This is a genomic window from Cyclobacteriaceae bacterium (assembly GCA_025808415.1).
Taxonomy (GTDB): Bacteria; Bacteroidota; Bacteroidia; order Cytophagales; family Cyclobacteriaceae; genus UBA2336.
In genome coordinates this window covers 1,879,659-1,892,012 of record CP075525.1, presented here as the reverse complement: position 1 = coordinate 1,892,012, position 12,354 = coordinate 1,879,659, and the positions used below count along the sequence as shown (strand labels likewise).

Sequence of the window (12,354 nt, the reverse complement as noted above, 5' to 3'; positions counted from 1 at the left end):
ACTATATTTGGCCGCCATTAAGGCCTAAACTAAGCCAAGGCACAAAATTAAACGGCAACACATGACATCATGCCTATTTCAGTGATTTTTTTAAAACCCTGATGCGTCACCTGAAATACCGATACAACCCCACTACTTGCCGGTATGAACCGGTACCTTTTCAACTCACAACTATCCTGGGCAAGTTGTTTGCCTTTACGCTACTTACCGGCTCACTCATAATCGCTTTTCTGTTTGTGCATAGTGCACTTTTTACTACACAAACTGAACAAGCCTTGTTAAAAGAAAATAATGTATTGAAAGTTCACCGGACAGTTCTGAAACAAGAATTAAATCAAGTGCACGAGTCCCTTACCAAACTAAAGAAAACGGAGACCCTGGTGCACGAAAAACTGGCCAAAGAATTAACACCACCAACGCTGCTTGGTTCACTTACTTCCAGCCGTTCAAAAAACCATGCTCTTGACTTTGACGAACTTTTTAACAAAACCAAAGCACAGGCCGAAAACCTTTTGTATAAATCACGCTACACCAACTTTCTACTGGGCGATAAATTAACGATTAAATCGGACGATCTTTTATTACTCTCCAACATACCATCCTTACAACCCATCGAGAATAAAGAATTAACAAGACTTGTGTCCGGTTATGGCGAGCGTACACATCCCTTTCATAAAGCCAGGTACTTTCACAAGGGACTTGACTTTGTTGCCCCGCGCGGTACTGAAGTTTACGCCAGTGCCTCGGGCAAAGTAAGCGAAATTCGTTTAAGCGAGCTGCAGATGGGCATGGGCAACGTTATTGAAATCGATCATGGCAATGGCTATACAACGCGCTATGCCCACCTGGGTGAAGTAAAAGTAAAATCAGGTCAATCCGTTCAGAAAGGCACAGTAATCGGAACGGTAGGCATGACTGGCGGTGCCGTATCGCCCCATTTGCATTTTGAAGTATTGAAAAATTACAAACATGTTGACCCCATCGACTTTTTAATGGAAGGATTGGGAAGTGCTGAATATGCTGTGTTGCGTCTATTAGCCAAACAAAAAAACCAGGCGTTGGATTAATATGGCAAATCTCTACTATCGCTATAACCCTGAAACCTGCCAATACGAAAGGATACTTCCTGGCGGTAAAAAGTTACTAAAGCAGATAGCCGTTTATTTTCTGTTGTCAACACTTGTGGCCATTCCGGCAACAGGTTGGTATATCCACCAGTACTCCTCTTTACAGGAACAATACCTGATGCAGGAGAACAATACATTGTTAGCAGAATGGACCACGTTGCAGGATGAGATTGATGATGCTTATTCATCGCTCTCAGAATTCAATCGGAAAGATGACCAATATTACAGGACTTTGCTTGACCTTAGTCCGCTGTCGCCCAGCATTCGCGAAGCGGGTGTAGGGGGTATTGAGCGAAAACTGAATGACGTTGCCGATCATGCCCTGGTGAAAGAAAGCTACGAGCGTTTAGAGAAATTGAAACACCAGGTACAGGTTGAGCTACAATCCTTTGATGAGCTTAACCTGAAGGCAGACATCCAGCTGAGCAAACGGGCATCGCGTCCGGCCATATTGCCCATACACAGAAAAGACCTGGTGCACCTTCATACTACGTTTGGAAACCGCTTCCACCCGTTGTTACGGATTTGGCGCGACCACCGCGGACTAGACATGACTGCCCCCAAAGGAGCCCCGGTTTTTGCCACAGGTAACGGTGTGGTATCGCGGGCCGATTATTCAGAAACCTATGGCCTGGTAATTTATATCGACCACGGCTTTGGCTATGAAACGCGGTACGCCCACCTGCTTAAATATGAATTGAAACAAGGTCAGGAAGTTAAGCGTGGACAATTAGTAGGGTATGTTGGCACAACCGGGCAGAGCGATGCCTACCACCTTCACTATGAAGTTCTCCATAACGGTGTGCAGGTGAATCCCATCAATTTCTTTCAACGCGACCTAAGCCATCAGGAGTATCAAAAAATCGTACAACATCCTAAATACAAACCTTCCGGCAACTAACGCCCCGGTACGAATTTTCCCTTATAGCTTTTCTCGATTAGTTTTACACCCGACATAATGAACTAACCAGCTTGCATAACATGACTATGTTGAGAAAATTATTGTTTACCCTTTCGTTGCTGATCGTGACTATTGAATGCTTCGGGCAAACGGATAAAAAAGAAGAGGCTGTTTACAATACATTGGGGATTACATCACTTCCATACAATGCACCGGTTGCCCTGGAATTGGTGGCACGGTACCAGCATCGGGTTGCCACAACAAAGAATCCGAATGATCGATTTGACCGAAGTATTAACTCTCCTAAATCAGTCAACTATTTACCCGATAAAAAAAAATTCTACGTACAATCTTTGGAAGGCAACGAGACCGTTGTATACGATATCCAAACCTTTGAAAAAATAAAAGTTATACGTCACGTTTTCAATGCCTCCAACCAACACTTGTTTAAAAATGGAGAGCATACCGTTTTCGATTATCAATACCGTTACCGCAAAAGCGATTTCAATATTTTTAGCGGCAAACCCGTTGAAAGCTGCTTCTCGCACAATGGTAAATACCTTTGGGTAACCTATTACCGCAGAAGTTATGACGCCAATGCTGAGAGCCCCTCGGCAGTGGCCATTATTGATACAGATACAGATGATATCATAAGGGTAATGCCCACCGGCATACTTCCGAAAATGATCGCAGCATCGCCCGACAGCCGGTTTGTTGCCGTTACCCATTGGGGCGATAATACCTTAGGGATTATCGACACCCGTGGCGATGATCCTTTTGAATTCAGGTACGTAAACCATGCCATTGTTGATAAACGATTAGAGGTTAAATTTCAACCGGGCATAAAAGTGGACCGGGATAATAACTGCGGTTACTGCCTCCGAGGCACCGTATTTACACCCGATTCCAAATATTTATTGGTTGGACGAATGGGCGGTGACGGTGGCATTGCAGTATTTGATATGGACAACAACTTTCAATACCTGGGAGTAAGCTATAGCCCTTATTACAATATCCGCCATTTGATTATCTCGGGCGATGATCTCATCATCAGCAGTAACTCCACCGGTTATGTGCAAAAAATAAACCTTCAGGATTTTATACAAGACCGGATGGAGAACCCCGGCAGGAATACAGCACCAAAAGAAGCCTGGAAAAGTTGTTATGTTGGGCCCGGTGCCCGCACCATTGTTGCCTCATCGGAAGGGAGTTATGTTTTTGCATGTGTCAATGACGATAGTAAAATCGTAGTTGTTGACAGGCAAACCATGAAGAAAGTAGCCGAGATTGCTGCCGATTCATTTCCGGTGGGCATGGAAATCACAGCTGACGACAAGTACCTTCTGGTAACCGCACAAGGTAAAACCGGCAAAGGAGGCGGCCATTCCGTAATGGTCTATAAACTCGTTATACACTAAAATATTTTTCCCGGTAAGGGGTGTTGGCCGTAAAGGATTAATTGTTTACTTTGCTTCATCGCATGGCGTATAAGGAAAAAGAAATCGAAAAACTCTACTACTCTATTGGAGAAGTAGCCGAAATTTTCAACGTAGCCCCTTCCCTCATCCGCTTTTGGGAGTCAGAGTTTGATTTGATCAAACCAAAAAAGAACCGCAAAGGCAATCGTCAGTTTACCAAAGAAGATATTGAGAGCGTTCGCACCATTTACCACCTGGTAAAGGAAAAGGGCTTTACCCTGCAAGGCGCCAAGGAAATGCTTCGCAACGATAGCAACTCGGTAAAAGACAAAATCGAGCTCATCGATTCGCTTAAGAGTGTTCGAAGGTTCCTTGTCGAACTTCGCGACCAATTGCATTAACCTGAATTTTTAATCCGGTAATGAGCCTGTTACCAGGATTTCAGAACAAATTAGCATTCTTCTGAAATGATGGATCAAAACAGAGTTGCCTTAGTAGCCCTTCATTTTATTTCGGGTATTGGCGATTACACCATTCGCCAGCTTATCAGCTATTGCGGCTCAGCCGAAAAAGTATTTAAAACCCCTAAAGGAAAGCTCCTTAAAATACCGGGCATTGGGCCGGTGATTGCTGAAACGATAATCAAAGGAAGCCCATTCGAAAAAGCTGAAAAGGAGATCAGGCGCGCTGAAAAAGAATCTGTTGAAATTATTTTCTATATCGATAAAAAATATCCCTTACGCCTTAAGCATATTCCCGATGCACCGTCTATGTTGTACGTAAAAGGCAACATTGATTTTGAAAACGCAAAAACAGTTGGTATCGTAGGCACTCGTCAAGCAACTGCCTACGGCAAAGAACAGGTTGAAAAACTGGTAGCCGGCTTGGTGCCACACGGTGTTTTGATCGTAAGTGGCCTGGCGTACGGCATTGATATTCAAGCGCACAAACAAGCTTTAAAAAATAATTTGCCCACTGTAGGGGTGATGGGCAGTGGCATAGACATTATTTATCCGGCCGCTCACAAAGAAACCGCACAACGCATGCTTGAACATGGGGGATTGATTACTGAGAACCCCTTTGGGACAAAACCCGATGCGCACAATTTTCCTGAACGCAACCGCATTATTGCGGGGTTATCCGATGCCCTGGTAGTTATTGAAGCTGCCGAAAAAGGAGGTGCATTGATAACAGCCGAGATAGCGAATGGCTATAATAAAGACGTCTTTGCCTTTCCCGGCAGTGTTGGTGTAACCTATTCGGTCGGGTGCAACAACCTTATTAAAACGAATAAAGCACACCTCATCACCTCCGTAAAAGACCTGGAATACATTATGAATTGGGAGGCAACCAAGGTGACGCGGCCAAAAAAGGTCACTTCACTTGCCTTGGATGGCTACTCGGATGAAGAGAAAACCATCCTGAACCTGTTGCTGGAAAAAAGCCCGCTCATGATTGATGAGCTTAGTTGGAAATCAAATCTACCCGTTAGTCAGTTGGCTTCGGTATTATTGGGGTTAGAGTTCAACGGGGTGGTTAAATCGTTGCCCGGTAAACTGTATGCCCTTAATCGTTAGTCCTTTTCCTGGTTTTTCTGGTTGCACTTTTCTTTAATGAGTTCGTAGGCTTTTAAATCGCCTAATTCACCGGCTTTACTCAAGTCGAGGCAGCCGTTTTTCAAGTCACCGAACTCAATGCGTAACAAACCGCGCATGTAGTATGCATCAACATTCCTCTTATTAATAGCAATGATTTTCGAACAATCGTTAATGGCATCCTGATAGGCCTGCAAATATTGTTTTGCCTTGCCACGGTTATAGTATGCCTCCACAAAATTTTCATTTAGTGCAATGGCTGCAGAATAATCGTCAATGGCGCCATAATAATCCTGCAACTTCATCTTCACATTGCCCCGGGCAAAAAACGCTTCCGTTAGTTTGGGATTCTTTTCGAGTGCTGTATTATAATCTTTCATGGCTCCGTGGCGATCATCAAATTGCGCCTTTATGTTTCCACGGAAATAATAAGCCGATGCATAATTCGGATCGAGTTCTATAGCCTTATTTAAGTTTAGAAGCGCCTCAACATGTTCTTCCTTTTCTAAAAGCTCGCGCCCCTTTTGGGTATATTCTTTCGCGTTTTGTGCTAAACTGAGCAACGAAAAACCAAGCAACCCGGCCACTACAATAATCCTTCTCATAACGATTTGATCTTTTGAGAACAAAAGTAGCGGGTTGGTATCCCAAATGCCCAACAACGTAATATTTTCAGTGCTTTGGAAATATTTCATGGGCCATCAGCAGGCTTTTTTGAAAGGCTTGCTGGTTTATAACAGGGGCAGCCCCATAACGGGCAAGGCATTCCACTATGGTTTCGGTTGCCAGGTTGCCTACCAATTCGTCTTTCGCCATCGGGCAACCGCCAAAACCTTTAATGGCCCCATCAAACCGCTTACAACCGGCTTTAAAAGCTGCTTCTACTTTTTCGAAGGTCGATGTTGGGTTTGAATGTAAGTGAGCACCTAACTCAATTTCAGGGAATTTTTTTATGATACTGGTAAATAGAAATGTAATGTTTTCAGGATTTGATACGCCTATGGTATCGGCCAGCGAAATTATCCGGATTCCTAACGTGACTAAAATGTCTACAAACTGCTCCACCGTTTTAACATCGTACGGATCTCCATAAGGGTTGCCAAACCCCATGCTGATGTAAGAAACCAATTGCTTGCCCGACTGCCCGCAAAGTTCCTGGACTTCAGCAACCGTATTCAAGGCTTCCGCAATCGACTTGTTGGTGTTTCGCTGTTGAAACGTTTCGGAGATGGAAAGCGGGAAACCCAGGTAGGTAATCGCCTCATGCTTACAGGCTTCTTCGGCACCACGTGTGTTTGCCACAATCGCTAAAAGTTTTGTTGGGCTCGTTTTCCAGTTTAGCGCGTTCAACACATCCACCGTATCGCGCAACTGGGGTATGGCTTTCGCGGAAACAAAGCTCCCGAAATCAATTGTATCAAAACCTACTTCAAGCAGTTGATTGATGTATCGGATTTTTTGTTCCGTTGGGATAAATTCCGCGAGGCCCTGCATGGCATCACGCGGACATTCAATGATCTTCATGTTTCAAATTTACTGGGCACCGACAATTAACCTTAACATAAAATGCTGGTAAATTAAAATTGCAGGAAAATAGCTACAATAGTCGGCTGTATAAGCACTTTATCTGTGAAATGAGTTTATTTTAGAATTTTAAAGGATAAAGTTGTCGCTATTGATCATTTTACGCTATGCCACTACCCGAATACTCCGGCCCTCTTGGTTTTAACCGCGCAGCGCACCTGCTAAGGCGCGCTTCCTTCGGCCCGACAAAACAGCAAATTGAAGCGTTTGCTGTATTAACACCTTTGCAAGCTACTAATCTTTTGTTTCGTCAGGCACTGCCGGCCCCTTCTGTTCCGGTAGATCCGGATACAAACAGTCAGTGGGTAATTACCGGTGTCACCGATCCGGAGAAAATGGAATTTCAATACGAAGAATACTTTAAGCGATGGTTTGTTGGGCAAATGCTAAGTATTGGCGTACCGCCCGCCCTTAGCCTTGCGTATTCTGCGCGTGAAAAGTTGGTCATGTTTTTACATACCCATTTCACCGCCATTCAGGAAAAAATTGCCAGCAGCCGCGCACTGTACTTCCAAAATATGTTATACCGGCAGTTTGCACTGGATGCAACTGCCTTGCCGGAAGTGAATTTCCGCGAATTGACCAAAAAAGTAAGTGTTGACAACGCGATGCTTCGTTTACTTGATGGTAACTTAAATGTGAAGGGAAGCCCAAACGAGAACTACGCGCGTGAACTGTTTGAGTTGTATTCAATTGGCAGAGGGTTAGAAGGTTCACTCCCGCCCACACCTGGCCCTGGCGATTACATTTTATACAAAGAACAGGATGTTCAGGCCGCAGCACGTGTATTGTCAGGATTCGATTTTGATAATACGTTTTCAAACATCGATCCGGATACCAACCTTCCTCGGGGCCGCGTTCGGGGAAGCAACACCAATGCCTCCAGTCACGATAACGGCATAAAGCAATTCAGCGATAGTTTTATTGATGTCAATACCGGGCAACCGTATATCATCCAGCCCGACCCAACCTTGCTGAACGGAGCAAACCCAACATTAGAAAGCGCACTGGATGAAATCAGCCAACTGATTGACATGATCTACGAGCAGGAAGAAACGCTTCGCCACATCTGCCGAAAAATCTACCGGTACTATGTTTATCACGATATACCGGCAACGCTGCACAACACCATTATTGCTGAAATGGCCAATACCTTCAGGGCAAATGGCTTTAAGTTGCAACCCGTTGTTGAAAACCTGTTGCGCAGCCAGCATTTTTATGAAGCTGCTGCCGGAGTGGAAGACGATAACTTTGGCTGCATTATTAAATCCCCTATTGATCTGATTGTAGGATCACTACGGTTTTTCAACTATCCGATACCTGACATTACCGTTTCCGCAAATGAGTTTTACCAAAAAACTGGTGAGATCATCGGTTTAGCCGATAACCAGGGCATGTCGTTTTACCAACCCTTCGATGTGGCCGGCTATGATGCATACCACCAGTTTCCAATTTATTACCGTAGCTGGATTACCGTAAACTACCTGGCCAACCGGTATGAGTTTATTCGTAAGTTGATTTCACAAATGGAAGGCGGCATGCTAAAGGTTGATGTTGTAAATTTCGTTCAAACCAACTTTAGCCCTGCCATTGCCTCCAATGCCCGCAGCCTGATCATTGAACTTGCGCGCTTGTTGTTGCCGATTAGTAATAACCTGACGTTTGACACCGCAGCCGATGATACTGCTACCATTACCGCTGAACGGTTAAATTATTTCCTGGTGTCCTTCCTGGAGAATCCTAAAATTGATGATAACCCCGAAGGCGCATGGACCATACGCTGGACCAATGGGTTTGATCCAGAAACCGTGAGGCGCCAACTTGAAAATTTATTTAATGCCATGATGCAATCTCCCGAATACCAACTCCACTAACATGAAGCGCAGAAATTTCCTAAAGAAAATACCCCTAGCCCTAAGCTTGCCCTTTGCCATTAATGGCATTCCGTTAAAGGTAATGGCCAACAACCCGCTTTCACGGTTGGCACAACAAGGCGACAGCGACCGGGTATTGATCATCCTTCAACTTCACGGTGGTAATGATGGATTAAACTCGTTGATTCCGGTTGAACAATACGACCAATACTATAGCCGAAGGGCCAACATTGCCATCCCCAAGAGTAATAGTTTACGCAAATACATTCCCCTGGACAGCACATTGCCGGCCAACAGGCAGGTGGGCCTTCACCCCGACATGCAGGCCATGAAAGGCCTGTACGACCAGGGCAAGGTTGCCTTTGTGCAAGGTGTTTCCTATCGCAACAACAACGGCTCTCACTTCCGCGGCCGCGATATCTGGTTTATGGGGGGAGGTTCCGATGATTACTTTTCTTCCGGTTGGGTGGGCCGTTACCTGCAGCAGGAGTACGCCCCGTTGCAATACCCTGCCGACTTCCCCAACAATGACATGCTTGACCCGTTGGGCATTGAAATGGGGAGCGATGTTTCCCTGATCTTCCACCAGGAAAACAACATACCCACTTCTTTGTCATTAAATGATCCGGTTGGTTTTGCCAACCTGGTAGAAGAACTGGAAGGCTTTCAGGACAAAGACATCGACCCGCGCGGAAAACCCCCGGAATTCCTCGATAATTCTCCGTACGGAAAAGAAATGAATTGGATACTTGGTTTGGAAAAGAAAACCGATGACTATGCCAAGCGCTTGTACGAAGTCTTTCAGGCCGGTGGAAACACAACTGTAACCTATCCGGAAATTTATCCCTTTAATGCCCCTACAGGAAGCAAGCGCAACCATCTCTCACCACAATTAAGGCTTATTGCCCGCCTCCTTGCGGGAGGGTGCAAAACCAAGGTTTTTATGGTTAAGATTGGCGGTTTCGATACACATGCTTCGCAAGTGGAAAGCTATGACCCCACCATGGGTATACATGCTGCCTTGATGTACCACATATCAACGGCTATGAAGGCTTTCCAAGACGATTTGAAAGCCCGTGGATTGGAATCAAGGGTACTTACCGTTACCACATCTGAATTTGGCCGAAGGGTCCATTCAAACGGAAGTTATGGAACTGACCACGGAACCGGTGGCCCCATTTTCGTATTTGGCCGTGGCGTAAACCCGGGTGTTATTGGCAATGTGCCCGACATGACTCGTGATAACATTGAAATGCAATACGACTACCGGCAGGTGTATGCTAACCTGTTAAAAGACTGGATGCTGGTGGATGAACAAAAAATCACCAACGACATCTTCTTCGGTAATTTTATAGATGGCCCCCGTGAAGAGGGTGGATTTTATCAGCCCCTTCCACTTGCCGTACAGGTTATTTCCAGTACAGAACCATTTGTAAACCAGCGCTTCAACCTTGGTGATTGCTATCCAAACCCAGCAAAGGGGCAAACCGCCTTTACCTTCAGGACAAATGCCGAGGGTATGGTGCAAGTAATGCTTTACGATCGAACCGGCAAACCAACAAAACAACTGGTAAAGCAAAACTTTGAACCTGGTGAACACAGTATTGCGGTAGACCTGACAGGAATACCTGCAGGATTGTATATTTATAAAATGAATATGGGTTCGTTCGAACAAACGAAAAAACTAGTTGTGATACATTAGCGCATGAAAAAACTCTACCCCCTCGGTTTACTTCTTCTGCTTACCGCGTTAGCCTTCGGTCAGCCTTCAAAAAAGAAAAACCCGCAGTCCTTCAACAGCCGGGCACCAAATACCCCGGGCGGGAATTTTTTGGACAAACAATGGTGGCTTGGCCTTAAAGCCGGAGTAAACCTATCCGATGTGACCATCGAGAAGCGATATTCAGCTTTATCTCCAGGCAATTATCCTGCTTCCCTTACCGATAAAGCGTACGATTCATACAACGCCTTGGGAAGCCAGGTTACCCTTGAGGTCAGCTTTTACTATAAAGGATTTTCATTCAGCCTGCAGCCCGCTTACCGGCATTCCATCTTTACCTACTCCAATAATTATGAGTGGACTGATCCTGAAAATGCAACCAACCGGTTAGAATTGCTGTACAACAACGAACAAAAAGTTGATCACGCTGAACTTCCGTTGATTTTCAAATACGACATTATTGGAAACCGGTTACGTCCTTACGTGCAGGTAGGTATTTATTACGGTTTCCTCATAAACGCCAATAAATCGGTAGAAGTATCTGGCACCGATTATGCATCGGGCGGGATTAATAAATTCACAAACGACCCCGTGATTATAGGCGCTAAAGATCTCTTTGCGAAAAATCATTGGGGCTTGTTAGGTGGCATTGGCGCCAATTACAACCTGGGCAATGTTCGGTTAAACCTTGACATTCAATATCGGAAAGGTATGAGCTTGCTGAATTCAACCGAAAACCGCTTCGGCAGCGACAGGCTGTCGGGCATTGGTGAGGCAATGGATGATATTAAACTCAATAACCTGGCTTTCTCCTTTGGGTGCCTGTTCCCCATGCGTTACCTGGCCAGCGGATTTAAAACATTGGATCAACGATGACAAAGTTCCTACTCCCCCTCCTGCTTACCGGATTGCTGATCGTTACTTCCTGCGTGGAAGAAACCAATCCTGAATTTGATCAAAAGTCGTTTACCAAGATTTACGACAACAACCTGTTTACAACAAACTACTTTCCCATTGATATGGCACAAACACCCGATGGCGGATACCTTATTTTGGGAGGGCGCAGGTTGGCTGATTCCAATTTTACCGGTATTTACCTGATGAAGGCCGACAAAGAAGGCAACTTTGTAAAAGAAATAGAGGTTGATAACAACGTGGTTAACCCCATTGCACAACTGGCGGCTTTCAACAATTCCTATTACTTCTTTTGCATGGATCCGCTCACTTTACAGGTGCAATTGGCGCAAACTGATGCAGACCTTGAGGCCGTAAGTTTTACCGCAGCCGCTGGCGATCTTTACTACCCGTGTGCCGCAGGCATTGACGGTAACAATTTCGTGCTACTGTCCTACGATCATCTCACCAAACAATCGGTTATTGCCGTGGTCAATGCAAGCGGGGCTGTTAGCCAGTCGAAAGCATTTACCATAGGGGCGGGCGACAAAGTGGAAGAACCCATTATCAATCATTTCATTCGCACTGGCCGGCAATATCCGTTTGATGCCGGGCGCATCCCCGGTGGCCTCTTCTACTTCAATGGTTTTTATAACTATACCTTTTCGCTTGTCTTTACCGACCTCTCCCAAAACGATCCCCGGGGTGTCGTACAGGGCATACAGGACGATGGTGGCTTTAGCGCCATACAGCCACTTTCCACCACTAAGTTTGCCGGTGCCAGGTTTAACTTTGGCGATAACTATTTACTACCGAATGTAAACCTGAACCCAACCGGAATATCCTCCAGTGTTGATTTGGGTGGCAATACCTTGCCCGAACTTGAACCAAATGCCAAAGTTCGTATTCTCCGTGCCACCATCAATTCAAAAAATGTGTTGGTTTATGGAAGCAACACGCGCTCTAAGCAAATTGGTTTGTATTTCTACGATGAAGCCAACGGCACATTCTTATCCAGTAAGTACCTTGGATTCTCCAATCCCTTCGAGATCTCACAAGTCATCAGTACAGAAGATGGTGGATTAGCGGTATGCGGCACAACCTACCTTGCCGGGCGCTTCCCCAGGATTTGCCTGATAAAAATTGATGCAAAGGACATAACCGGACTCCAGTAATTCAGGCAGCCCAAACTTTCATCTACACTGCGACTTGGTATACCTGAGGTTTTTTGTGCACCTTCG

11 protein-coding genes are annotated in these 12,354 nt (G+C 45.3%); 9 read left to right on the top strand and 2 right to left on the bottom strand.

Annotated elements, in window-relative coordinates; all coding sequences use genetic code 11:
• The first annotated feature begins 101 nt into the window (after window positions 1-101).
• The 5 genes from KIT51_08870 (at window position 102) to dprA (ending at window position 5,023) form a co-directional block, all read left to right on the top strand.
• Window positions 102-1,067 (top strand): M23 family metallopeptidase, encoded by a 966-nt coding sequence (locus tag KIT51_08870; protein UYN88337.1) that lies wholly within the window; start codon window positions 102-104, stop codon window positions 1,065-1,067.
• 1 nt (window position 1,068) lies between these two features.
• Window positions 1,069-2,028, top strand: a complete 960-nt coding sequence (locus KIT51_08865; protein UYN88336.1) for a M23 family metallopeptidase — start codon at window positions 1,069-1,071, stop codon at window positions 2,026-2,028.
• 80 nt (window positions 2,029-2,108) lie between these two features.
• Window positions 2,109-3,446 (top strand): hypothetical protein, encoded by a 1,338-nt coding sequence (locus tag KIT51_08860; GenBank protein ID UYN88335.1) that lies wholly within the window; start codon window positions 2,109-2,111, stop codon window positions 3,444-3,446.
• Window positions 3,447-3,508: 62 nt separating this feature from the next.
• Window positions 3,509-3,847, top strand: a complete 339-nt coding sequence (locus tag KIT51_08855) for a MerR family transcriptional regulator (GenBank protein ID UYN88334.1) — start codon at window positions 3,509-3,511, stop codon at window positions 3,845-3,847.
• Window positions 3,848-3,916: 69 nt separating this feature from the next.
• The gene (gene dprA / locus KIT51_08850) at window positions 3,917-5,023 is read left to right on the top strand and encodes a DNA-processing protein DprA (GenBank protein ID UYN88540.1); all 1,107 of its coding nucleotides are present in this window, start codon (window positions 3,917-3,919) and stop codon (window positions 5,021-5,023) included.
• Here the strand turns inward: dprA and KIT51_08845 are convergent.
• Together KIT51_08845 and KIT51_08840 are read right to left on the bottom strand one after the other, a co-directional pair.
• A complete protein-coding gene (locus KIT51_08845; protein UYN88539.1) occupies window positions 5,020-5,646 on the bottom strand; it encodes a tetratricopeptide repeat protein in 627 nt (208 codons plus the stop codon). The genes dprA and KIT51_08845 overlap by 4 nt on opposite strands.
• Before the next feature lie 67 nt (window positions 5,647-5,713).
• Complete coding sequence (locus KIT51_08840; GenBank protein ID UYN88333.1) at window positions 5,714-6,565, bottom strand: hydroxymethylglutaryl-CoA lyase; 852 nt, start codon at window positions 6,563-6,565, stop codon at window positions 5,714-5,716.
• Window positions 6,566-6,732: 167 nt separating this feature from the next.
• On the opposite strand from KIT51_08840, the gene KIT51_08835 reads away from it, so the two are divergent.
• Genes KIT51_08835 through KIT51_08820 form a run of 4 tightly spaced genes read left to right on the top strand, consistent with a single transcriptional unit; the run spans window position 6,733 to window position 12,288 of the window.
• On the top strand, window positions 6,733-8,499 hold the full coding sequence (locus KIT51_08835) for a DUF1800 family protein (GenBank protein ID UYN88332.1): 1,767 nt from the start codon (window positions 6,733-6,735) through the stop codon (window positions 8,497-8,499).
• 1 nt (window position 8,500) lies between these two features.
• Window positions 8,501-10,201 carry a DUF1501 domain-containing protein gene (locus tag KIT51_08830; protein ID UYN88331.1) on the top strand — a complete coding sequence of 567 codons (1,701 nt, stop codon included), beginning with the start codon at window positions 8,501-8,503 and terminating at the stop codon, window positions 10,199-10,201.
• A 3-nt stretch (window positions 10,202-10,204) separates the two neighbouring features.
• Complete coding sequence (locus tag KIT51_08825; protein UYN88330.1) at window positions 10,205-11,095, top strand: PorT family protein; 891 nt, start codon at window positions 10,205-10,207, stop codon at window positions 11,093-11,095.
• Complete coding sequence (locus KIT51_08820) at window positions 11,092-12,288, top strand: hypothetical protein (GenBank protein ID UYN88329.1); 1,197 nt, start codon at window positions 11,092-11,094, stop codon at window positions 12,286-12,288. Before KIT51_08825 ends, KIT51_08820 begins: the two co-directional genes overlap by 4 nt.
• The last annotated feature ends 66 nt before the right edge of the window (window positions 12,289-12,354 follow it).

Bases quoted from the DNA above. Each gene is read 5' to 3' on its own strand.
- KIT51_08830 (UYN88331.1), top strand. From the start codon at position 8,501: ATGAAGCGCAGAAATTTCCTAAAGAAAATACCCCTAGCCCTAAGCTTG.
- dprA (UYN88540.1), top strand. From the start codon at position 3,917: ATGGATCAAAACAGAGTTGCCTTAGTAGCCCTTCATTTTATTTCGGGT.
- KIT51_08860 (UYN88335.1), top strand. From the start codon at position 2,109: ATGACTATGTTGAGAAAATTATTGTTTACCCTTTCGTTGCTGATCGTG.
- KIT51_08825 (UYN88330.1), top strand. From the start codon at position 10,205: ATGAAAAAACTCTACCCCCTCGGTTTACTTCTTCTGCTTACCGCGTTA.
- KIT51_08820 (UYN88329.1), top strand. From the start codon at position 11,092: ATGACAAAGTTCCTACTCCCCCTCCTGCTTACCGGATTGCTGATCGTT.
- KIT51_08855 (UYN88334.1), top strand. From the start codon at position 3,509: ATGGCGTATAAGGAAAAAGAAATCGAAAAACTCTACTACTCTATTGGA.
- KIT51_08870 (UYN88337.1), top strand. From the start codon at position 102: ATGCGTCACCTGAAATACCGATACAACCCCACTACTTGCCGGTATGAA.
- KIT51_08840 (UYN88333.1), bottom strand. From the start codon at position 6,565: ATGAAGATCATTGAATGTCCGCGTGATGCCATGCAGGGCCTCGCGGAA.
- KIT51_08835 (UYN88332.1), top strand. From the start codon at position 6,733: ATGCCACTACCCGAATACTCCGGCCCTCTTGGTTTTAACCGCGCAGCG.
- KIT51_08845 (UYN88539.1), bottom strand. From the start codon at position 5,646: ATGAGAAGGATTATTGTAGTGGCCGGGTTGCTTGGTTTTTCGTTGCTC.
- KIT51_08865 (UYN88336.1), top strand. From the start codon at position 1,069: ATGGCAAATCTCTACTATCGCTATAACCCTGAAACCTGCCAATACGAA.